The sequence below is a fragment of the Natronobacillus azotifigens genome (assembly GCF_026805325.1).
Taxonomy (GTDB): Bacteria; Bacillota; Bacilli; order Bacillales; family Amphibacillaceae; genus Natronobacillus; species Natronobacillus azotifigens.
Genome location: NZ_JAPRAT010000024.1, coordinates 1 through 23390 on the forward strand (window position 1 = coordinate 1; position 23390 = coordinate 23390).

Annotated in this window: 24 protein-coding genes, 1 tRNA gene and 1 riboswitch; of the genes, 11 read left to right on the plus strand and 14 right to left on the minus strand. The window is 35.6% G+C overall.

Annotation, left to right across the window (positions count from 1 at the left end; all coding sequences use genetic code 11):
- On the minus strand, nt 1–126 hold a 126-nt coding region (locus OWO01_RS11740; protein ID WP_268780697.1), incomplete at its 3' end, for a transposase.
- 90 nt (nt 127–216) lie between these two features.
- Between OWO01_RS11740 and OWO01_RS11745 the strand changes: the two genes are divergently transcribed.
- Complete coding sequence (locus OWO01_RS11745) at nt 217–1356, plus strand: YecA family protein (RefSeq protein ID WP_268780649.1); 1140 nt, start codon at nt 217–219, stop codon at nt 1354–1356.
- A gap of 137 nt (nt 1357–1493) precedes the next feature.
- Entirely contained in the window at nt 1494–2297 is an 804-nt protein-coding gene (locus OWO01_RS11750; protein WP_268780650.1) for a Cof-type HAD-IIB family hydrolase, read from the plus strand.
- A gap of 433 nt (nt 2298–2730) precedes the next feature.
- Here OWO01_RS11750 and OWO01_RS11755 read toward each other — a convergent pair whose 3' ends face one another.
- The 3 genes from OWO01_RS11755 to OWO01_RS11765 all read right to left on the minus strand — a co-directional run bounded on the left by OWO01_RS11755 (nt 2731) and on the right by OWO01_RS11765 (nt 7365).
- Nucleotides 2731–3495 (minus strand): hypothetical protein, encoded by a 765-nt coding sequence (locus OWO01_RS11755; protein WP_268780651.1) that lies wholly within the window; start codon nt 3493–3495, stop codon nt 2731–2733.
- A gap of 540 nt (nt 3496–4035) precedes the next feature.
- On the minus strand, nt 4036–4989 hold the full coding sequence (locus OWO01_RS11760) for an immunoglobulin-like domain-containing protein (protein WP_268780652.1): 954 nt from the start codon (nt 4987–4989) through the stop codon (nt 4036–4038).
- A gap of 297 nt (nt 4990–5286) precedes the next feature.
- Nucleotides 5287–7365 (minus strand): methyl-accepting chemotaxis protein, encoded by a 2079-nt coding sequence (locus OWO01_RS11765; protein WP_268780653.1) that lies wholly within the window; start codon nt 7363–7365, stop codon nt 5287–5289.
- Nucleotides 7366–7490: 125 nt separating this feature from the next.
- Nucleotides 7491–7582: riboswitch (cyclic di-GMP riboswitch) on the minus strand.
- Nucleotides 7583–7958: 376 nt separating this feature from the next.
- Here OWO01_RS11765 and OWO01_RS11770 point away from each other — a divergent pair.
- Nucleotides 7959–8372 (plus strand): NusG domain II-containing protein, encoded by a 414-nt coding sequence (locus OWO01_RS11770; RefSeq protein WP_268780654.1) that lies wholly within the window; start codon nt 7959–7961, stop codon nt 8370–8372.
- A gap of 82 nt (nt 8373–8454) precedes the next feature.
- Here OWO01_RS11770 and OWO01_RS11775 read toward each other — a convergent pair whose 3' ends face one another.
- Complete coding sequence (locus OWO01_RS11775) at nt 8455–9375, minus strand: TIGR03943 family putative permease subunit (RefSeq protein ID WP_268780655.1); 921 nt, start codon at nt 9373–9375, stop codon at nt 8455–8457.
- Nucleotides 9376–9410: 35 nt separating this feature from the next.
- The gene (locus OWO01_RS11780) at nt 9411–10409 is read right to left on the minus strand and encodes a permease (protein ID WP_268780656.1); all 999 of its coding nucleotides are present in this window, start codon (nt 10407–10409) and stop codon (nt 9411–9413) included.
- A gap of 361 nt (nt 10410–10770) precedes the next feature.
- Here OWO01_RS11780 and OWO01_RS11785 point away from each other — a divergent pair.
- The 6 genes from OWO01_RS11785 to OWO01_RS11810 all read left to right on the plus strand — a co-directional run bounded on the left by OWO01_RS11785 (nt 10771) and on the right by OWO01_RS11810 (nt 15954).
- A tRNA-Val gene (locus OWO01_RS11785) sits at nt 10771–10843 on the plus strand.
- Nucleotides 10844–11048: 205 nt separating this feature from the next.
- Complete coding sequence (gene rodA / locus OWO01_RS11790) at nt 11049–12212, plus strand: rod shape-determining protein RodA (protein ID WP_268780657.1); 1164 nt, start codon at nt 11049–11051, stop codon at nt 12210–12212.
- A 24-nt stretch (nt 12213–12236) separates the two neighbouring features.
- A complete protein-coding gene (gene ftsW, locus OWO01_RS11795) occupies nt 12237–13349 on the plus strand; it encodes a putative lipid II flippase FtsW (RefSeq protein ID WP_268780658.1) in 1113 nt (370 codons plus the stop codon).
- Between the two features lie 532 nt (nt 13350–13881).
- Nucleotides 13882–14469, plus strand: a complete 588-nt coding sequence (locus OWO01_RS11800) for a cell wall hydrolase (RefSeq protein WP_418936219.1) — start codon at nt 13882–13884, stop codon at nt 14467–14469.
- A gap of 296 nt (nt 14470–14765) precedes the next feature.
- The gene (locus OWO01_RS11805; RefSeq protein ID WP_268780659.1) at nt 14766–15194 is read left to right on the plus strand and encodes a GNAT family N-acetyltransferase; all 429 of its coding nucleotides are present in this window, start codon (nt 14766–14768) and stop codon (nt 15192–15194) included.
- A gap of 106 nt (nt 15195–15300) precedes the next feature.
- Nucleotides 15301–15954 carry a DUF421 domain-containing protein gene (locus OWO01_RS11810; RefSeq protein WP_336284146.1) on the plus strand — a complete coding sequence of 218 codons (654 nt, stop codon included), beginning with the start codon at nt 15301–15303 and terminating at the stop codon, nt 15952–15954.
- A gap of 65 nt (nt 15955–16019) precedes the next feature.
- On the opposite strand, the gene OWO01_RS11815 is transcribed toward OWO01_RS11810, so the two are convergent.
- The 3 genes from OWO01_RS11815 to OWO01_RS11825 are packed head-to-tail and all read right to left on the minus strand — an operon-like array spanning nt 16020 to nt 16950.
- Complete coding sequence (locus OWO01_RS11815; RefSeq protein ID WP_268780660.1) at nt 16020–16316, minus strand: hypothetical protein; 297 nt, start codon at nt 16314–16316, stop codon at nt 16020–16022.
- 56 nt (nt 16317–16372) lie between these two features.
- Nucleotides 16373–16525, minus strand: a complete 153-nt coding sequence (locus OWO01_RS11820; protein WP_268780661.1) for a hypothetical protein — start codon at nt 16523–16525, stop codon at nt 16373–16375.
- Nucleotides 16526–16566: 41 nt separating this feature from the next.
- Complete coding sequence (locus tag OWO01_RS11825) at nt 16567–16950, minus strand: hypothetical protein (RefSeq protein ID WP_268780662.1); 384 nt, start codon at nt 16948–16950, stop codon at nt 16567–16569.
- 205 nt (nt 16951–17155) lie between these two features.
- Between OWO01_RS11825 and OWO01_RS11830 the strand changes: the two genes are divergently transcribed.
- Entirely contained in the window at nt 17156–17605 is a 450-nt protein-coding gene (locus OWO01_RS11830; protein WP_268780663.1) for a CotY/CotZ family spore coat protein, read from the plus strand.
- 422 nt (nt 17606–18027) lie between these two features.
- On the opposite strand, the gene OWO01_RS11835 is transcribed toward OWO01_RS11830, so the two are convergent.
- The gene (locus OWO01_RS11835; protein ID WP_268780664.1) at nt 18028–18666 is read right to left on the minus strand and encodes a CotO family spore coat protein; all 639 of its coding nucleotides are present in this window, start codon (nt 18664–18666) and stop codon (nt 18028–18030) included.
- Between the two features lie 191 nt (nt 18667–18857).
- Nucleotides 18858–19637 (minus strand): enoyl-ACP reductase FabI, encoded by a 780-nt coding sequence (gene fabI, locus OWO01_RS11840; protein ID WP_268780665.1) that lies wholly within the window; start codon nt 19635–19637, stop codon nt 18858–18860.
- Between the two features lie 340 nt (nt 19638–19977).
- Here fabI and prpE point away from each other — a divergent pair, with 340 nt between their 5' ends.
- The gene (gene prpE / locus OWO01_RS11845) at nt 19978–20721 is read left to right on the plus strand and encodes a bis(5'-nucleosyl)-tetraphosphatase PrpE (RefSeq protein ID WP_268780666.1); all 744 of its coding nucleotides are present in this window, start codon (nt 19978–19980) and stop codon (nt 20719–20721) included.
- 34 nt (nt 20722–20755) lie between these two features.
- Here the strand turns inward: prpE and OWO01_RS11850 are convergent, their stop codons facing one another.
- The 3 genes from OWO01_RS11850 to OWO01_RS11860 form a co-directional block, all read right to left on the minus strand.
- Complete coding sequence (locus tag OWO01_RS11850; protein ID WP_268780667.1) at nt 20756–21634, minus strand: RluA family pseudouridine synthase; 879 nt, start codon at nt 21632–21634, stop codon at nt 20756–20758.
- Nucleotides 21635–21927: 293 nt separating this feature from the next.
- The gene (locus OWO01_RS11855; RefSeq protein ID WP_336284134.1) at nt 21928–22248 is read right to left on the minus strand and encodes a GNAT family N-acetyltransferase; all 321 of its coding nucleotides are present in this window, start codon (nt 22246–22248) and stop codon (nt 21928–21930) included.
- Nucleotides 22249–22587: 339 nt separating this feature from the next.
- Nucleotides 22588–23388, minus strand: coding sequence for an NAD kinase (locus OWO01_RS11860; RefSeq protein WP_268780668.1), 801 nt, complete (start codon nt 23386–23388; stop codon nt 22588–22590).
- Nucleotides 23389–23390 lie beyond the last annotated feature (2 nt).

Here is a 23390-nt window from a genome sequence, read left to right on the forward strand (position 1 = left end):
TCTAATTAACTCTCTCGTTCTCATCGCAATTTGACCGTGCAATACCTTGTATCGATATTTGGTTACCCAGATCACATGATACTTAATATCATACACTGCATGACTATTCTTTTTATATCCACCCATACTTTTTTCACCTCGTACCTTAAGTATGGACATCAAAAGATAAGGCTAAAAGCGGATACCGTCTAAAGACGGTGGAGTTTGACCACGCTTTTGGAAATTAAAGAAAAGCAAGAACAGAAATTATGGCGAAACCTATCTCCTTCTATGAGTTTTCATGCACTATTAGAGCAGTTAACAAAGGTAGAACTGGATTATATTCGAAGAGGTTTAGAAATTACGGGAGTCAGTTCGTTAAAAAAAGCTGATTTGATTGACGAACTTGTCGAAAGAATTCCTAATCGAATCAATAAATTTATTGATGTTATTGATCAAGAGCGTTTGCAAATCATTGATATTCTTATGGAGTATGAGGGAATTATCGAAATGGAAGATCAACTACCTTTAAAGAAAATTGATACATTAAGAAGATACGGAGTTGTATTTCCAGGGATGATTAATGAAAAGAAGGTACTAATCATGCCACAAGAATTAATTGATAGACTCAAAAATTATAACCGAAAAGATATCGAGTTAAAAGCAAAGCGGAATGAAGAATGGATTCGTCTAACACAAGGAATGCTTTATTATTATGGCGTACTAAAAATAAACAACCTAGTAGAACGAGTCAAATCTATGACATCATTCGATTTTGATGCGGGTGATTTTTTTTCTGTCATTCACAGTGCAAGCAGCTATTATGAACATATTGCATGGGATCGTTCTTTCTTCATTGATACGCGTGTTTACGATGTTGATGGCTTGATCCATCAACAAAACAGTCGCAGTACCATTGACTATTATCCTTTCACCCGTAAACAGCTATTAGCGGCTGGAGTAGAGAATTACCTTGATATTACCGCCCCAATGATGCAATTAATCCGTTATATGAAAAATACGTTCCATTTAAGTGAGCATGAAATAAATGAGCATATTGATAAATTAATTACGATAACGAATACTTCTGAAAAACCAACTAGTGGATTAAATTATTTGCAAACTCATCTTGCGTTTAATGATGTAGAGTCTTTCAAACAATTAGCCGAATTAGTAATGGCAGCACAAAATGGAACTAGACAGTGGCAATTAAAAGGATATATGCCGAGCGAAATTTCTCCATTATCCTCAAGAAGACCACCAAAACGTTCCACGAAAAATAACGTTGTACAACTAAATACAGCAAAAAAAGTCGGACGCAATGCCCCATGCCCGTGTGGAAGTGGAAAAAAACACAAAAAGTGTTGCGGTAAATAAAGTGCCTGTCACCGCCCGGTTTTTGTCGAAAAGGATAGCTTACTTTAATTGAACAAACTTTTTTCATAGATTAACTACCTTTTCCTACGAAAATTTAGTAAAATGTAAGTTACTGTTGAAAAAAGGGGACAATACAAATGTCATATAAAATGATTGTGTTAGATTTGGATGATACATTACTACGTGACGATCATTCTATTTCTGATCGTACCAAGCAAGCCCTTATGAAAGCACAAGAGCAGGGAGTTAAGGTAGTCCTTGCATCCGGACGTCCAACATTCGGAATGAATGCTGTGGCAGACGAACTCGCCTTAGCCGATCACGGGAGCTTTATTCTTTCTTTTAATGGAGGAAAAATCATAAACTTTCAATCAAAGGAAGAAATCTTTAGCAGTACCTTAGCTGCTAAAGCAGTAGAAAGAATTTATGAGCTTAGCCGAAGAGAAGGGGTTTATGTTCATACTTACATTGGCGATGATATTATCACCGAGAATGAAAATCCTTTTACAACGATTGAATCGGAAATTACAGGACTTCCAATCAAAGTGGTTACAAAATTTATGGATCACATAATAGAACAGCCCGTTAAAGTTTTAATGGTCGGTGAACCAGACAAAATGAAGCTTGTGGAAACAAAACTTCAAAAGGAATTAGCAGAAGAATTTAGTGTCATGCGCTCGAAGCCGTTTTTCCTTGAGTTCACAGAAAAAGGGGTTACAAAAGGAACAAGTTTAGACCACTTGATTCAACTTTGTGGCATTAAACAGGAAGAGGTTATAGCAATCGGAGATAGCTACAACGACCAAGAAATGATTGAATTTGCTGGCCTTGGTGTTGCAATGGGGAATGCGCCAGAAGATATTAAAAAAATCGCTGACATCGTTACAGATTCAAACATGAATGACGGTGTGGCTAAAATAGTAGAAAAATACATCCTTTAATGCTACACACGATGATTCAGGGGAAGAAATACCGTCCCCTGCATCTTTTTTATTTCCCACAAAAAACAAATCAATAATAACTAATGCATTAGAAGCTTACTTAGTTTTACACATGATAATTAATTTAATGATAAAGTGAAACTTCAATCAGTGGGAGTTTTTAGGTATTCCCTACTGATTGTTGGTTCCAAAGGATCACCTAAAAGCCCTTGAAGCCTTGGGGGTGCTAGCCTCCCTTACTCCCAGGTAAACAACTTGATATTCTCAATTTTTTGAAGCAGGAGTCTTACGGACGGTTGCTCCGGATAAAGGAAAAAAGGATGCCATGAGGTGGCACCCTTTTAAAGGTTACTTGTATTAGTGGTATTTGTATGAAGATCCAGTATAGGAGGATAAATGTACTATGGAGGAATTTCTATTGAAGTTATTTAGTTTATTCAGCCATTAAACCTTCCATCGAGCATTCTAACTGAAAAACTCTTTTATTTAACACTTCTGTTTTTCTATCTATATCTTCTGTTATTTTATCTGTAAACATTCCTATGTTCTCAATTATGTTAGATTGCATTTGTCTTTGATTTTCTTCTAAACGAGCTTGACCTTGTTTTAGTTGATCAATATCATTGTGAATACTGCCTATATCTCCATGAATGCCGCCCACTTCATTATGAATACTGCCTACATCTCCATGAATGCCGCCTATTTCACTATGAATACTGCCCACATCTCCATGAATGCCGCCTATTTCATTGTGAATACTGCCTACATCTCCATGAATGCCGCTTATTTCACTATGAATACTGCCCACATCTCCATGAATGCCGCCTATTTCATTATGAATACTGCCTACATCTCCATGAATGCCGCCTATTTCATTATGAATACTGCCTACATCTCCATGAATGCCATTTATTTCACTATGAATACTGCCTACATCTCCATGAATGCCATTTATTTCACTATGAATATTGCCTACATCTCCATGAATGCCGCCTATTTCACTATGAATAGTTGTTACGTCTCCATGAATACCAGTCAAATCATCGTAAATAGTTTGGATTCCATTCTCCATGTTATTCATTCTGATCTCCATTTTGCCCATCTGACTTTCCATGTTATCCATTTTCTTGTTCATGTTTACAATCCCTATATTTAATAATTTGACCTCGTGTACAATTTCTTTTAACATTTTTTCCATTTTCTTCACCTCCAATCTTTTTATTAATTATAGCATTTATCGATAAAATACGTCACGATAATTTTCAATTTTCTTATACTTTTTTTGTTCATTCCTATTCTAAAAAACACATCGATTTTTTTGATAAGAAAACTATTTCTTTGGCTTTCATGTAGAGTAATTATATAATAACTTTTTTATAAAAAAATCCGAATTTCTAAAGTATCAATACTTTGACCTTTATTTTCTCTGCTTATTAAAGTGGAAGTGCTGCATAAGCTTTGTACTGATAGAAAACAGCTATAAACACCCTAGTATAGCCAAAATCTTAATAGAATAAAGTGAAACTTCAATCAGCGTGGGTTTTTAGTTATCCCCCACTGATTGTTAGCCCTAAAGGCCCTTGAACCATTCAGGGTGCTAGGCGTCCGCTACTCCCACTGAAACAACTTGGTATTCTTGTTGTTGTGAAATGGGAGTCTTACGGACGGTTGCTTCGAAAAAAACAGTTAGTTGTTTTCGTTAGAAGAACAACTAACTGTTTTTTCAATCATAACTGTATTATTCAATGATAAACTCTGCTGCCAAAGTCGCTTCAAGATCATTCATATTTTCTGCTCCTACATTCTTGATTACACGGTACTCCCCCTCGTCCAATTCTGTTAAATCAACAGATTGATCATGCGTTCCACCAACACCTAAGTGAATTGCAATTTCAATAAACGCTAAATCAAGTGGTACAACACGCCAAGTACCTTCTATTCGTTTCTCTATCGAGTAATGCATACTCAAAAATAGTATAGTCGGCCCAAAATTTTCTAAGGTGAGCATAGCTTCTGAATCTTCTACATCGTAAACATCTTGATCTAAATACATCGATACATTCATTTCTTCTGCGGGTACGTAAATCAAAGAAAGCCTTGAATCTTCAACCATCCCTTCATCGTCTAAAATTTCAACACGAAGAAGGTAATGAGCGTTCTCACCCTCTGGAAGCGTTCCTGAAAATACATTCTCCTCTTTTGTTATTTTTTCAAGATAGACAGTCTCATCAACGAAAAGTTCATCTTGTTCATAATCACCAACTAGTGATGTCAGTTGAACCCTAACCGAGCGATGAAATTCAACTCCATCGGCTTCATGACCAATTATACGAACCGAGAATTCATCTCCTGGTTTAGCAGTTCCACTAGTTAGACCATACCCGAATTCCCCTTCTCCTTCATGGATGAACCACTTCCCAGTAGGTGGGTTATCACCTGTTTTTTCTGCTAATCTTACACTACTGTCAAATAAACCCTCTGATGATAAATCAGTTAACATATCTTCAATCTCAATTTGCTCGCCTATTTGATTAGGTAATTCCCCTTCACCTAGTTCCCAATCGCTTTGGCTAGAAGAATTCGCACTATCACCATCACCACCAGTGTTTATGGTTTGTCCACACCCTACTAATACGAACAATACACTGATAAAACAAAATATCATTATTCTATATTTTCTTTTTCGGTCCATTTAATAGCACTCCTTCATTATTCATATATAAAATTAGTCGTTTTTTAACTATTTTAGTTACATCATTAGTATTTATACACTGATTAACAAATCTAGAAGTGATTATTAACAGGGATCTTTATTTGTCTCCATCCTCTTTTTTTTTTGAAAGTTTAACTTGATGTAGTATGTTTGTACTTATTCATCACTACCCTGTTGAGCAGATAGTTAACAGGTAATATTTCGCAATAAAAAACACCTGTTTCTAACCATGCTCTTGAGAACAAGGTTGACAGGTGTTTTGTATAATTGAAAAAGTTAAAATTTGAACTTAGCAATTACGGATTGTAGATTTTCTACCAAGTTTGATAATCCTATACTGGCATTTGCAATTTCACCAACAGTAGCTGTTTCTTCTTCCATAGATGCACTCACCTGTTGAGTAGAAGCTGAATTCTGTTCAGCAATACTAGACAGATTTAGTAATGTATCTACAATAGCTTCTTTCATCTTTTCTACTTCAGCACCAGATAGTTGCAATTTGTCTACCACTTGATCAACTTCTTCCATTGCTAGATCAATGCTTTCAAATTTTTCTTTATTTTTCTTCACACTGATTACTTGTTCGTCCAGAATAGTTGATACTTTCCCCATGATATCAACCGCTGCATTAGAATTGTCGTACAGTTCACTGACGACATCATCAATCGTTTTGGTTGATGATGAGGATTGCTCAGCAAGTTTTCTGATTTCATCTGCAACAACTGAGAACCCTTTTCCGGCTTCACCTGCACGAGCTGCTTCAATCGCTGCATTTAAGGCAAGTAAATTCGTTTGATCAGCAATATCTGAAATTACTTTGCTCGCTTGGCTTATCTTTTTCGCACTCTCATTTGTTTGTAAAATACTTTCTTGAACTTGGTTTGTTCCTTTACTGCTTTGTTTCGTGATTTCTGATAGTGATTCTATCTCTTGCAAACCTTCTTCTACAACCTGGTTTACTCTTCTCGAAGCTTTGGTGACTTCTCTTACGTATTCCTGATCTTTCACCACAATTTCACCAAGTTGAAGTGCTTTTTGAGAACCTGTTTCAGAGGTACTTGCTTGTTCGGTAGCACCATTGGCAATCTCCTCAATGGTACGAGCAACTTCTTCAGTATTGCTAGCTGACTGTTGAGCTGCAGCAGTCAACTCTTCTGATGATGCTGCCACCATCTCAGAAGAATTGGAAACATGGTTGATCATATCACGTAAATTCTCAATAATCGTTTGTAACGCTTTTGATATGTCTCCTACTTCATCCTTCCGAGTTACCAATTTGCTTGGAATATCTTCACGAATATCTAAGTCGGCAATTACATTGGAACTTCCAACAATTTTTTTAATCGGTTTACTTATCGTTTTAGCTACAAAGAAGGCAGTGATTAAACCAATGATTGAGGCAAATCCTAGAATGGAAAAGGCGATTGCTCTTATGACAATGATACTGCTTAGCGCCTCGTCTTCATCAATCTCCACAATCAATGCCGCAGACGTATTCCCAATGTGAACAAATCCCGCGCTACCCAAAACAGAGTTATTTAGGTAATCATCATATATTTCTGCAAAAGAAAAATCGTTATCTTGATTTTCAATTGCTACTCCGATCTCTCTGATAGCTTTAGTGTCAATATGCTCATTCATCGCTGCATTTTCTGCATAGTCACCCAGCATTGTATTGGTTAATAATAATCCATTCTGATCGACAATATATGCATCCGCACTTTCACCAATTTGACCAATCCCACTATGAACGATATGATCCATTTCCGTTTGATCAATCAAAATATTGATCGTTCCAAACACTTGGTTCGAACCTGATCCACGATACACTGGAGTCGATAATACAATCGTATTATTATCGATGAATTCTGAATAAAACAATTCAGACCAAACTTGTTCACCATTTAAAGCTGTTTGAATATAATGTCGATCTGAAAAATTTTCTCCTTCGATTTCCTCTTTATATCTAGTAGCTACTACTGCTTCTCCGCTTGCATCCGTGAGATAAATATCTAATAATCGATATTCTATAACAGCCGTCGAGAGTATTTCTTCTATTTGAAGATAAAATTCTTCCCACTCTGAAGAGTTCTCTGAGAATTCTTCAAAAGCTTCTAATCCTTGATACATTTCTGGTATTTTACTTAAAACAATGCCATCGGCGTTTCGTCCTTGATAATAATCGTTAATTTCATCTCTTTTTAATGATAAAAATAATGTATTTTTTGCTAAGGCATCTTCTGTCATTTGCTTTGCAACATAATCTTGCACAACTAAGCTCAAAATAAAAAGCGGAATGAACCCAGTTAATACAAACATAATAATAAGCTTATTATTCATTTTTACATTTTTCATTTTCTTATCTCCTTTTGTTCTGTGATGTTTTTCATTGATTGTCTTGGAAATACATGCAAAAAAAATAAAAAAGGCTAGTTCTATACATACATAGAACTAGCCAAATAGCAAAGCTTATTGAAAAATTTGGTGATCCGGCGATCAATAGGAAATAACAGAATCCCTTAGACCCGTAACTTTGCGTCCTATTTTTTCAAATAGTTTGCCTTTTTCGTTTATTCATATTAAATTATCAAAGATCTCTTAATCATTCTTAATGTGTGATTAATTATATGACATAAAAAGATCTTTTTCAACAATTTTCTGCAATTTTGGGTTTTTTATACATTAGTAACCTTTTCGTTTATTAATAGGGAGTTCCTATTTTTCTTATTCACCTTTTCATAAGTAGCTGGTAATTACGGGGATTTTAGAAATAACTATACCAATGAATTTTCCACTTGTGTCAAAGCTTTTTTTCCTGGTGAATAACGTGCAAACAAGCTACTCTGTATCATTTAGTGGCTTTTTTGACATCCAATTTAAAAAACATGTTATACTTAATCTATCTTAAAGAATTTTCAACTCTTACTAAGTAGAAAGGGTTTTTTTCTATGCGAAATATGCTAAAAATAATGAAACCTTTAGATGTTGTTGTAATATTATTTTTAATCACAATCTCTTTTGTTCCTCTTACCGTTTTTTCAATGACTAACACCTATAATGAAGGTGATGATATTATTGCAGTTATTAGTCGAGATGGAGAAGTAATACATGAAGTGACTTTATCAGGTCATGAAGGAAATTCTGAATATAGAATCGAAGGCGATGGAGATCAGTACAACCTTGTCGAAATTGAAGATGAACGAATTCGGATCCGACACGACAATACCCCTCATCAGGTAGGGGTTAATATGGGTTGGAAGAGCAGACCGGGCGAAACGATCGTTAGTTTACCGCATAAATTACTCATTGAAATAAAATCCATTGGAAATAACACAGATGATGACGTCATTCTGTCGTATTAATACTTGTTTTCAAATAAAAACACTTATTACGGATTTCATGAATCCTTAGAATAAGTGTTTTTTTCTATTTAGAGGAGAGATTTCATCGTATTTGTATTGTATGTGGATATACATAGGGTTGTTCTGGTTGTACAATTTTATTCCATTCCGCCCCCTTAATTGTAGGTAACTGAATTCCTTTATATTCAATTAGCTGGAGGGTACCTGTTACTTCAACCCACATATCTTCTGCTAATAGAGATGCATTTTCTACTTCCGATAGAAAACCGATAAAACTTGCATCAGCAATACAATGTGTAATTAGAAATCTGCCAATTACGACTTGATTTTCTTCTAATTCCTCGTCTTTATAAACAAAGCCTTTCAATGTAATCTCTCGATCGATGAACATTTCGATATCATGATTTATTTCATCAAAATAGGTAGCATATACTTGATCATTCATCGTAATCGAATCGACTGTTTTCAAATTTTCAATGATCACTTGGTGTTCCTCTTTTGATATCGTATTTGAATAAAGGTTAGGATCAGCAGGGGTATCATAAAAATGCTCTCTCTCCTGATTCTGCATTGGATCCGGTGGAAGTTCAACTTCCACATCACGATTCAGACTACTAGCCCTCGCATGATTCGTTAGCGATAACATCACTCCTCTATTCGATGCAATCGACGCATCTAATGTAGCGAATGGTAATACAAACCCTGTAAATAATGGTAGCATGATAATTAAATAAGCAATCGTCCGTTTCCAAACGGAGGAATCATGATCATGCTGATGACAATGCTCATGGCAATGATGATCATCGGCTTTATTTGTTGTCCAGATCTGTTGAATCTGAAGAACAAATAATATAATGAAAATAATTCCTCCCAATGCACTTAAGCGCTCATATTTTGGATTAATTAATTTGAATAGATCACCATTCAGATGCAGATGCAAAATGAGGAGTACGAACAACAGTAAAATAATAGCTCTTAGTGCATGACGTAAATGAAAATGCATTTAGATTCCTCCCTCTATAAATTAAGTCATTCTCCTTAATAAAATCCTTGAACAAGTATCAAACCTCCAAATACAATCACCGTCACAATAAGTAGAAAGATGAAAACAAATTTCTTATGGAATATACTAAACATCATGAGCGTATTTTTTAAGTCAATCATCGGTCCATAAATCAGAAAGCTTAAAATAGGTATTGGTGGAAAAGCATGTTGAAAAGATGCAGCTACGAAAGCATCTGCTTCTGAGCAAAGTGACAGTAAATAGGCTAGCCCCATCATAACTAATGATGCAGATGCCGTTCCCTCCCCCAATTCCATTAACTTTTCTGAAGATACATATGTTTGTACAAAAGCTGCAAAAAGACAACCAATAATTAAATATTTTCCCATATCAAAAAACTCATCTACACCATGCTTTAATGCATTCCCGAACTTTTTACCAAATCCAGTTGGAATCCCCTTTGAAACTGGTATTTTATCAGGAATTACTTCTTTTAATTGATTGGTATGGAAAAGCAAACTAACAACAGAAGCAATAATAACAGCAAGGAAAAATCCTAATAACATTCGAGAAATCGCCATCATCCAACTGTTTCCAAAAGCCATATAAGTAGATGCAATTACAATCGGATTGATTAATGGTCCTGTCAGCATAAAACCAATCGCAGCGTAAATAGGTACTCCTTTCTGAAGTAACTTCCTTGTAATCGGAACAATACCACATTCACAACCGGGAAAACATGCACCTAATACGCAACTCATAATGACTGCCGAAAATTTATTTTTCGGCATCCATTTTCTTATATGGTCTTCTGTAATAAATATTTGAATCGAACCTGCAATCATTACGCCGATTAACACAAATGGAAGTGCTTCAATAAGAATACTTAAAAATATTGTACTCATCGTATAAACGGAGGAAGGTAGCTTAATCAGCGATTGAATCCAATCACTAAATGAAAGAAGATAAACGGCTAACCCAAATAGGATGATCCCTGTTAGATCGATTAGTGTACCATGAAACCTATTAAACATCTTAAAACACCTTCTTCACATAAATATTTGTTCTTTAATAACAACGATGATTGGAACTTTTGACGGTACTTTGTATGTTTTTAACACAAAAGCTTGCTAAACCTTTTTCTATACCTATTCCTAGTATCGATTTAATAGAACTATCATTTGGTTGATAGTCCAAAAATTAACCTTGTAGATTTTTAAAATTGGCATACTAACGGTACAGTTGTTTTTGATTGGTGGTCTTCTTTCCCTTTTGATCTATGGGGAAAGGTATCCACATGTACTTAGAAAATTAAAATTTCACTAGGAGAAACTAAGTCAAAGTTGACGAATCTCGGTTCATCGCTTATAGTTAGATCAAGTTCTATACTACTTAGATTCCGTAGCTCAGCTGGGAGAGCGCTTGCTTGACAGGCAAGAGGTCGTTGGTTCGAGCCCAATCGGAGTCATTATTAAACGTAAAGACACTTCTTCATTATTTGAAGAAGTGTCTTTGCTTGGTTACATTGAAATAAGTTTTCTTTTCATAACAATTCATGTGCTTTTTTTGATATGATAGAGGAAAGATTTTATTATATAATGATATAATCATGAATCTCTTCAACATCAATTTAGTACATGGGATAGATACTTCTAAAAAATGAGGACAGATATATGCAAACAAAAAAATTACCGATTGATTATACAATATTATTTTTATTAGGATGTTTTTTACTTTTTAGTGTATTAGCAATATATAGTGGTTCCGCTCAATATGCTAGTGGAGATCCGACCTTCTTTGTAAAAAGACAAATTGTCTGGTACGTTGTCGGTATTTTGGTTATGATCGTTATTGCTTATGTTGATTTTGAACTAATTGAGAAATGGACCCTTGCATTATATGCCATTGGAACGATTTTACTTATCTTGGTTCATTTCTATGGAAAAGAGCTTAAAGGGGCACAACGTTGGTTAGATCTTGGTTTCACAGACATTCAACCTTCAGAATTTATGAAGATATTTCTCATTTTGCACATTGCAGCGATACTTAATAAAATTGGGAAATATCGTCTATCTTTTAAAGATAGTATTTGGGTTACAATGAAAGTTCTTTTTTATAGTGCAATACCGCTCTACTTAATTTTTGAACAACCCGATTTGGGTTCTACCTTAATGATCGCATTCGCAGTTTTTGGCTTACTATTCGTTAGTAGCATCTCTATTAAGATGATTTTATTATTAGTTTCTCTTGCCGCCACCGGGCTTGGTACATTAATCTTTTTATATTTTCACCATTTTGAGCTTTTTTCTAAAGTGATCAAAAGTCATCAAATGCCACGAATTTATGGATGGTTAAATCCAGAGATGCATGCGCAAGGGTTTGGCTTTCAACTCCGCCAATCTTTACTTGGAATTGGTTCGGGTCAACTTACAGGCTCTGGGTATAACCAAGGATTTCAAGTGCAAAATGGACGGATTCCTGAAGCACAGACAGATTTTATCTTTGCCGTAATAGGCGAGGAGTTCGGTTTTATCGGTGCAAGTATTTTGGTTTGTTTGTTCTTTTTATTGATATACCGAATCATTACAATTGCTTTTCACGCAAATTCACTATTCGGTGTCTATATTTGTGTAGGAGTAATTGGTTTGATTGCTTTTCAAGTGTTTCAAAACATTGGCATGACTATTGGGTTAATGCCTATTACGGGGCTCGCTCTACCATTTATAAGTTATGGAGGGAGCGCGCTAATTACCAATATGATGGCACTTGGTTTAGTCACGAGTGTTCATCTACGAACGAAATCCTACATGTTTAGCAATGAGGAGGCAATTCGCTAATCCTATTTTAAGGGGTCTTTTATCATGCGCAATAGATTGAAAACATTTGATTATGGGCTAATTATTGCCGTTTTTTCCTTAACTATATTTGGGATCATTATGGTTTATAGCTCTAGTTATACACTGGCCTCACTTAATAATGAAAGTGGTCACTTTTTCTTTGTTCGGCAATTACAATGGGCTGTGATTGGAACAATCCTGTTTACAATTGCAGCTTTTTTTTCCTTACGTATATTAGGGAAAATGAGTCCATTTCTTGTTTTACTCTCGATTATTCTATTGATTCTCGTACTCATCCCTGAAATTGGGCAAGTAAGAAACCACGCTCAACGGTGGATTGGATACGGCGGTTTCGTTTTTCAACCATCGGAGATTGTTAAACTGTTCATGATTATTTATTTTTCTTACATTTATGCAAAAAAACAGCCTTATCTTCATCAATTTACAAAAGGTGTATTACCACCATTAGTAATTCTAGCTGCTGTATTCTTATTGATACTGCAGCAACCAGACCTTGGATCAGCTACTTTGATTATGGCGGTCTGTGGACTCATTGTCGTTTTATCAGGGGTTCGCTTTCATCATATCCTTTTACTTGGATCCATTGCGATAGCAGGAATTTTTTATTTTGCTGTTTCACAACCATATCGTTTATTACGATTAACATCTTTCCGGGCTACTTTTGATGACCCGACTGGATCTGGGTTTCATCTTATTAATTCTTACGTTTCTATTGCAACAAGTGGATTTACCGGTAATGGACTGGGAAATAGCGTACAAAAATTAGGTTATTTGCCAGAAGCACATACTGACTTTATTATGGCAGTAATCGTTGAGGAATTGGGGATACTCGGGCTATTGTTTGTCATAGGTGGTTACTTATTTATCCTTTATCGCGGGGTTCAAATTAGTAAACAAGTGGATGATATGTATTTAAAGTTGTTAGCACTAGGAATCACTTTCCAAATTATGATACAAACAGTTTTCAACCTTGGTGCAGTCAGCGGAATGCTTCCAATTACGGGGATTCCCCTTCCGTTTATCAGTTACGGAGGAACTTCTCTTACATTCACGCTCATTTCTGCGGGGATACTCGTAAATATATCTGGTAGGCGAGCATTAAATAAAATTGAATAATACTATATTAGAGTAGAGACTGAAACTTCAGTCTCTTTTTTTTATTTTGGATAAAATGAAACTTCAATCAGTGGTTTTTTTTAGGTACTCCCCCACTGATTATTAGCCTTAAAGAATGACCTAAAGGCCTTTGAAGCATTCGGGGTGCTAGCGTCTGTTACTCTGACTTAAACAGTTGTGATTCTTTTGTTGGTTTGAAGTTGGTAGTCTACGAACAGTTGAACCAAGATAAATGTCTCTAAAAAAAATAAACATCACATTTCTTAATACTAGCACGCTAACATTCTCCACAACTTCCTTTGTAACGCTCATGACACACTTGTCACAAAGCGACCATCCCTTAACAAGGTAGCCACATCCATCCAAAAAATTTAAACTGGTTATTTTTACATAGTTAAAATTTCTTCTATACACAACTTGGTTTCTCACTCTCGTAAACTATTTACCATAAATAGACTAATGAAAATGTATGTTACAACTGTTAGCATTTTAATAGAGCAATAGTTTACAACAACTTTGAGGAGGAGAAAAGATGTTTAAAAAAATTCAAATAATAAGTATGCTTGCAATTGCATTAATTTTCATACCAACACAAGTAGGAGCTACTTCCACACATACCGTTACTTCTGGTCAGTCACTATGGAAAATTGCGAATCAACATGGTGTATCTGTTACTAACTTAATAGAAGCCAATCAATTAACAGGTACAGTGATTTTCCCAGGACAAAGATTAACCATTCCTTCAACCATTTCTGCTGCAGATCAAGCTTTGATGGCACAACTTGTACATGCAGAGGCAAAAGGTGAACCTTATGCAGGAAAAGTTGCTGTAGCAACCGTTGTATTGAATCGAGTAGATCATCCCGAATTTCCAAACACCGTTCGTAATGTCATTTATGAACGCTCAGCAGGGGGGCATTATGCATTCACTCCAGTACAAAATGGTGCAATCAATCAAACACCAGATGCTGATTCTATTGCAGCAGTAAAAGAAGCATTGGCTTTTCGTGGACAAGGGCAAGGATCGATATATTTTTATAATCCTAGAATTGCAACCAACGAATGGATTCGCACGAGAGAAGTAACAATTGTAATCGGTAACCATCGTTTTGCAAAATAAATAGAACCGTCAATAATCGCGGATAGCAATCTATTCGCGATTATTTTTTATAGGTTGGAGTCTATTAAGACGTGTTCAAAAAAACGACGAATTAGAAGCAACCAGGTCAAGGTGGGAACGTTTTAAGAAACGGAGTGTAGGCTTTCCCTATATGAGAACGAGAATAACAGCTCAACGAAGAATTATAGTGCTTATCATTGATAACTTTTTAAACAATCTCTATTACTATATTCCCAAACGAATAGAATGTCGTGTTATAATAGGCGAAAAACTTTTACATAGAGGATGACTACCTAATGCAAATTATTACAGTAGAAAGTAAGCAACAACTATTGGATGCTTTTCACGTACGCGAAAATGTTTTTATTAAAGAACAAGGAGTCTCGGCCGAAATTGAACATGATGAACATGACCAAACAGCCATTCATCTTGTCGGCTATCTTGATAAGCAGCCAATTGCAACAGGACGCATTCGAATAATTGACCAAGCTGGAAAAATCGAGCGTGTATCTGTAATGAAAGACTATCGTGGAAATAATTTCGGTCAACAACTAATGATTGCAATGGAACAAGTTCTTTTAAAACATGAACTAAAAAAAGCTAAACTGAATGCTCAAACACATGCCCTTCGTTTTTATCATGGATTAGGCTATCAAACCACTTCAGCTCCGTTTTATGAAGCGGGAATCGAACATGTCGCAATGGAAAAAAAGCTAATCAAATAATGAAAAAGTAGATGGTATAAATCCTCTTCAAATGGTCGAAGATGAACATGTATGTTTAAAACCATAGAGGGAGGAGTTTCCACTGCTTAGTTTTGGTTCCATTTTTATCGAAACAATATTTGGTTTTTTCGTATTATTTGTTTTAACAAAGTTATTAGGAAAAACGCAAATTCGACAATTAACTGCCTTCGATTTTATTTCTGCACTTATTCTAGGTGAATTAGTTGGTAATGCACTATATGATGACGAGGTTGGGATTCGCTATATTGCTTTTGCGGTGTTTTTGTGGGGAGGATTATTATATTTAACGGAATGGGTTACACAAAAATTCAAGGGAACTCGTGCCCTTCTGGAAGGACGCCCTTCCATGGTCATTAGTAAAGGAAAACTTCAACGAGAAGTGATGGCCAAAAATAAAATAGATATTAATGAATTGCTTCATCTACTACGTATGAAAGATGTTTTTTCGGTGCAAGAAGTTGACTATGCGATACTTGAAACAGACGGTACCGTGTCTGTCTTAAAAAAAACATATTTTCAATCCCCAAATCGGTTGGATTTAAATTTAACACCTGAGCAAGTCATTCTTCCAATCACTTTAATTAACGACGGTGAGATTATTGAGGATAACTTGAGTGAGATTGAACATGACAGAAAATGGTTAGAGGAACAATTGAAAATGCAAAACATTAAATCCCATCAAGATATTTTTTATGCTGAATACAAAAAAGGAGAAACTCTATACATCCAAATGATGTGAGTTTCTCCTTTTTTTAATATAGTAAATTCTTCAGCTATAATGTCCAACGCAACAATACAATCTCTTTAGATATAGGTATTGATTTCTCTTCCAACACCAGTCATCTCCGCATGAAGTTTTGCTGCTAGCATAGAGGAATGCACTTCATGAGCTGGTGTCTTTTTTTGTTGGGGATATAGATGCTTATCAGACTCTACTAGTTCAAAGCGATGTTCTTCATTTTGATTTGCTGTATTTCTGTAACTCATATCCAATTGAACTGGATATAACCGTTCAATTGGGTATGGATCTCGATCTGGATGTATGACCCGATTGTGATAATTTGTTGATTGGTAATTTTCAATTGGTAAGATGTAGCCCATGAATTATCCCTCCTTTATACTAATCTATACCCTTTTTCATAAAAAAATATGCCACTTTACCAATCTTCTAATGCTTTATCTAAAAGATCAAGTTGTTGCTCCACATCAGTAAATAGTGACTCGAGCTTTTGTTCTGGATAACGAAAATATCGATCGTTTTTTGATAAATGATCTTCAATAATATCAATATTTTTAACTAATTTACTCATCTTCATCCTAAACTCAACTCTCTTTTCTCCTTATTGATTTTCTAAATCCATGAAAATGGGCGACGCGGTGGAACTTGATTAACTGGTTGAGCTTCTGGCTGTGCTTCTGGTTGAACTTCTTGCACTGGCTCTGATCCTTGCTCAGTTGTCGCTTCTGGTGACTCCTCTTGCACTGGAGTCTCTTCTTCTGTGTTTGTTGGATCCTGAACTTCAACCGGCTCTGCTGGTGCTGGTTGAACCATTGGTCTTCTTCCAAATAACCCATCAAACGGACGACGTGGCATCGGACCCGGAACTGATGCTGGTACAGGATTTGGTACTGGTGCCTGTGTTGGCGCTTGAGCAGGTTCAAAATGAACATTCTCTGCTTTAATCACTAAATCCTTTACATGAATAACTTTTTTCTCCTTTTTTTCTTCTGCCATGATACTTTTCACTCCTTCTTATCAAAAATGAAGTCGCTATTAGTCTATGTCCAGACCCAATGTATGTTAGGGATATCCGCCTAATTGGACCTAATTCCTTGTTATTTTTGTTGTTTATGTTATCTGCCCACACCGGAACGAACAATTACCATAAGCTATAAGTGACAATCATGTCATTTAAAATATAGGAAGGAGCAAGATATTTATGTCATGTGGAAAAAAATTCGATACTGGCAATTGCGTTGCTGATATATTAAGAGAGATTGCAGACGCACAAACAGACCTGGAGTCAGTGTGTACTTCTGGGTGCGAACAATCAATAGCTGATTTATTGGGGGAAGCAGGCCCAGTTAGTAATCTTGATACTGTTCCAGTTATTCTCTATTGTAAAGACTGTAAACCATTCAAAGGTTTTGGTGCTCCAGTTAATGATATTTGCAACGTATTTGGTAGCTTCTATTTCCGTGTTCAAAGCGTGGATGAATCCAATTGTGCAGTATTGGAATTATTACGTGATCCACTCGATCAAAAAAGAGATCCTCGTTCCCCAGTGGACCAACTAACTAAACAATTAGTAGCAACTGATGTTTGTATTACTGTCGATCTTGATTGTTTCTGTCATATTACTTGTTTACCAGCAATTCAAGCACTATAAGGCAAACAAAATACGTCATACCAATTCTTATTGGTATGACTTTTTGTTTGTCCTAAACAAACATATACAAAAAATAAGCACAGAGACTGAAAAAAAACAAGAATAATAGCCGCATCATAATAGAGGTCTCATCCATTATGATGCGGTTATTTTTCTGAGAAACACATTTCAGCTGTGCTGTTTTTTTACTTTTTTGTCCAGGACCAACCGTCCGATAGGTGACCACTTAAAACCAAGAAAAATCAAACTGATTTAAGTGGTAAGAGCGGATATTATCATTCCGAATGGTTCAAAAGTCTTTAGTTGCCTTTAAGACGAGCAATCAGCGGGGGAAACTGAAATCCCCACTGATTGAAGTTTTACTTATACAAGAAGATTAAACTTCTTGTAAGCAAAGGAATTTTGTTTTATCCAAAGCCTTTTTAGAACCCGAGCAAACGAATGTTTTTAATTTCTTCGATCTTAATTTGATGATATTTTGGTTGCTTAAAAGTTTCAAATTTGATATGATCCTCTTTTTTTTCAATAATTTTTCCACGAAAACGTTCATCATTTGTCTTTACTTCACATTTCAATTTTGGGGTGAATTTTGAAGGTGTGACTAAATAGTCAATCTGCTCAATAATCGTCATCTCTTTAAATGGCTTCTTTTCAAAAGATGGGCTAAAGTCCGGTGTCTCATTCGATATTTCCGTTTCTGAAATTCTTTTTGATTCTTCTATCTCAGTCTCTAAATCCGGTGTATTATGCCCTTCACTTTCTATTTCTTTTTTCCTATTGGTTGGCTCCACTAATCCTTTCTCTTCCACATCCTCTTCGATATGCTTATCCGCTACTTCTGCTGCGTCGAACACCTCAATATCATTAACATCATTTTTAAAAATCATCGATTGATTCCATCTAGCTTGGGGTGAACGAACAGTTTTTTGTTTTTTTGTTGTTACTTTTTCTTCAGGTCGATCTAATAAAGAATTATATTCGTTTTGCATCGATGCATGTGGTGTGCGAAAATCTGGTTGATCTATATAGACGACAGGGCTAGTTTTTCTTTTCCGTCGCAACGTAACTTCCTCCTTTCAAACCTCTTCTCCTTACTATATGATTGATCACAAAAATTGGTGCCCATCTGCAAGACTAAATTAATCCACTCCAGATATTCACACTGATCCCACACAAAATCTTTCTACCTTTCAACATGTATATATCACACTTTAGAAACAAAAAAACGAGCCCTATGGACTCGTTTTTTTATTTAAGATAATCCTAATATACTATAGCCAGAATCTACATGAATAATTTCTCCTGTAACTCCTTGTGATAGATCGCTTAGTAAATAATAAGCAGTTGAACCAACCTCTTCTTGTGTTACCGTGCGTCGCAATGGTGCTTTTTCTTCGATTTGTTTTAAGATAGAATTAAAATCACCAACACCTTTAGCAGATAATGTACGAATTGGTCCTGCTGAGATTGCATTGACACGAATATTATCTTTCCCTAAATCATTTGCTAGATACTTCATGCTCGCATCTAAGCTTGCTTTGGCAACACCCATTACATTGTAATTCTGCACCACACGTTCACCACCTAAATACGTTAAGGTAACTATTCCACCACCTTCAGACATTAAAGGTTGTGCTTCACGAGCAACTGCTACAAGTGAGTATGCACTAATATTATGTGCCAATAAATATCCATCTCTTGATGTATCAACAAATTCGCCTTTTAAATCCTCTTTTTGCGCGAATGCAATACAATGTGCAATACCATGGATAGTACCAACATCTTCTTTTATGGAAGCAAAAGTCTTGGCAACAGCATCATCATTTGTAACATCACAAGGATAAAATAAGGCATCTTGTCCTTCTAGTGTTGCTGCTAAATCTTTAACTGGTTTTTCAAAGCGCTCATTAGCATAGGTGAAAATAAGTCTTGCCCCTACTTCATGCAATGATTTCGCTATTCCCCAAGCAAGACTACGCTTATTTGCTACACCCATAATGACATACGTACGACCTTCTAATGAAAAATTCATAGATTATATCCTCCTGACAAGTTATATAACTTGTTATTAGTACCTGCTACTATTTTATCTTAATTGTTTCTAAAACTCAATTCCTAATTTTTTTTTAATGATGGATTACCTTAGAACAAAAAGACACATGCAACTAGCTAAAGTTTCAAATGTAGGGGGATATAAGGAGATTTTCCCGAATGTAGCTGCTCTACACTTCCCTTACCAAATACTTTTTACATCCGAACCTACTGAATGTTATGATAATGAAAAGTATCCAGATGATTTAAATATTGGATGAAGCGTTCACACATGGACACGATAAGATTATCAATTAATCTTGAATAGGAGGTAATTCTGTATGAAAGTAGATATTATTGGAGATATTCACGGTTGTTATGATGAACTAATAAACCTTTTAGAGAAATTAGGTTACAAAAAATCCAGTTATTCTTATCACCATCCTGAAAATCGACAGATTGTTTTTGTTGGAGATCTAACAGACCGTGGACCTCATTCCATAAAGACAATTGAACTCGTGTATCACCTTGTAATGAAGCAAAAAAATGCTCGTTATGTACCAGGTAATCACTGTAATAAACTTTATCGTTATTTCCTGGGCAATAACGTTAAAGCAATACATGGGTTAGAAACAACGATTGCTGAGTATAAAAAGTTGACCCGCAAAGAGCAAATGGAAATTAAAACCCAATTTATTGAACTATACGAACAGGCGAACCTATACGAGATGATACCTGAAGTTAATGCAGTTGTCGCTCATGCAGGAATTCGTGAAGACCTAATTGGTCGCTATGACAAAAAGGTCAAAACGTTTGTTTTGTATGGTGATATTAGTGGGGAAAAACATCCTGACGGTCGACCCGTTCGACGAGATTGGGCACAAGGTTATCATGGTGAAAAATGGATTGTTTATGGTCATACACCTGTAAAAGAAGCACGCTTTGTTAATAAGACAGTAAATGTTGATCTTGGTTGTGTCTATGGCAACCAATTAGCTGCTTATCAATTACCCGAAGAAAAAATAATATCCGTTCCATCACTACAACCCTTTCAAGCAAATAAATTCACTCTATCTCATGAATAGTTAAATAATTAAACAGCCTCTAATTGGGCTGTTTTTATTTACGATCCAAATCATCCAACAACTGTGTCAGATCATTTGGTAATGCGGATTGAAAATGACATTGTTCTTTTGTGATCGGGTGAATAAATCGGAGTGATGTACAATGTAAAGCCTGCCTATCTATATAGGTTAAACTACCTCCATATAAGTCATCCCCCACAAGAGGGTGACCGAGTGAAGAAAAATGGACCCTAATTTGATGAGTACGTCCCGTCTCTAAATTCACCTCAACATAGGTACCATTTGCTAAATTTCTTAATACGTGATAATGGGTAATCGCATGTTTACCGCTTTCAGCTACCATACGTTCAATAATCGATGTAGGTTTACGAGCAATTGGTGCATTAATTGTTCCCTTTTGATTATCTAGCTTCCCCTCTACAATTGCCTGATAACTTCGTTCAATTTTTTCTTGTTGAAATAAAGAATGACTGTAGCCATGTTTAGCAATCAACATTAATCCAGAAGTATCTCTATCTAACCTTGTTACAACATGAGCAGTATACTGCCAACCTTTTTCTTCATAATAATGAATCAATCCATTCGCAATTGTTCCCGCTTTATGGTGAGGAGAAGGCATCGTTGCCATTTTTGTTTGTTTATTAATCACTAATAGATGTTCATCTTCATAAACGATCTCTAAAGGAATAGGTTCTGGAAGTAAAAACTTACCACGTTCTTCAGGTGGAAATATCACTTGAATACAATCATTTTTCTGCAACTTTTCCCTCACCGTCACATCTCTTTGATTAATAAGTATTTGACCACCCTCATGTTTCAATACCTTAACCATATTCCGCGAGATATTTGCCACGTCTTTTAAAAAATCACGAACCATCATTCCATGCTCTGCATCTTTCACTATCCATTTCACCGATAACACCTGTCTCTCTATAATCTTTCGTAAACTCTTTTTTTATCCCGAAATCCCCCAACTTAGTCGGTATCTAATCACCATAAAAACTTTCGTTAAAACAAAGTCTAAAAACGGCTTGGTTTATCTGAACGGAGGCATACCTATTGTAAATCTTTCATGTCTTTCTTTCCCTATTTCTTTCGTTTGTTGAAAAAGAAAGATAATTCTAAATCTCTCTAGCGTATCTTAACTTGATATATTTAGGGTTTTCTTGTGGTACTTTTTCATGTTGAAATTTGAAACCTTTAGCTTCATAAAAAAAGTATTCCTTTCCTATTTCCTTTCTGAACAGACACCCATTGCTTTTCTGCTCCAAACTCTTCTTTTTGTTGTTGCGTAATAGCATCCAATAATTTGGTACCAATTCCTTCATTTCTTCTAGTTGGGTCCAAGTACAAAACGAATAACTCTCCTACTTCTCTTAATATTCTCTCGTGATTATAATATTCTTTAATAGATTCTTCAATGTAACCACTTTGGTGTGTTTCACTATAAGTAGCCCAACATGCATTTGTACACACGCTTGATATTCCTTCAACACGACTTTCATCGGCTTTCACAATTTGTATCATGTGAATTTTAGCCCTTTCTCCATTCACGTGCAGTGACTGACTTATGAAATCATTTCCTCCAATTATAATTATACAATAATTCCATATACCATAAGGAAAGAGGTTTCCTTATTTTTTTAAAAAAGCAAACAGCTGAAGAAAAGACTAACAGATGGTTTACGTTTCGCTAGTCAAATTAAGTTAATTTTTACTAGATAAATAGGCAATGGAACCCGTTACTACAACAGATTATCATTATAACTAGTCCGACGTAATACCGAATAAAAACAACGTAATAAAGTGAAACTTCAATCAGTGGGGGTTTTGAGGTATTCCCCCACATAATGTTGAAGTTTCACTTTAACGTTGATCAGATATAAATGAGTCACGAACTCTTTTCCAAAATGGAAATGGTCGAAATCGCGCAAAACGAATTCTTTGATCCGCAACTTTGCACTCAATCGCTACAATATTCTCAATACTTTTTGTTATGTGATCAATTGTAATTAAAAAATGCTGATTTAAATCTACGGGTTTAAACCGACATACATGATGATCTGGTAAGATTAATGGTGAACCTATCGTACGATATACCCGATTATTAATCGATGACATCTCTGTAATTTGCATAGCAGGTAATGATGGGTGGATAATCGCTCCGCCCAACGCTTTGTTGTATGCTGTACTTCCAGAAGGGGTTGAAATGCACAAACCATCACCGCGAAATCGTTCAAAGTGCTCCCCTTTGATAATGACATCTAACACAACAGAACCATCAACTTTCTTAATTGATGTTTCATTCAGCGCCAAGTAACAATCAGGATCTGTATCTTTTCTGTGTATTTCCATAGAAAGTAATGGATATTCAACGATTTCAAAGGAGTTCTTCGCAATATCAATAACAAGCTTTTCAATTTCTTCCGGTAACCAGTCTGCATAAAAACCTAAATGGCCTGTATGTACACCAATAAAAGAAATTTCATCTAAACGATCGATATACGAATGAAATGCATGTAAGAATGTGCCATCACCCCCAACAGAAATAACAATCTCTGGTTCTTTTTCATCATAGATTAAATCAAAATCCATTAAATATTGATAAATAATTTCCTTAATCATATCTGATTTGTTGTCGCCTTTTGATGTTATGGCAAATTTCATTA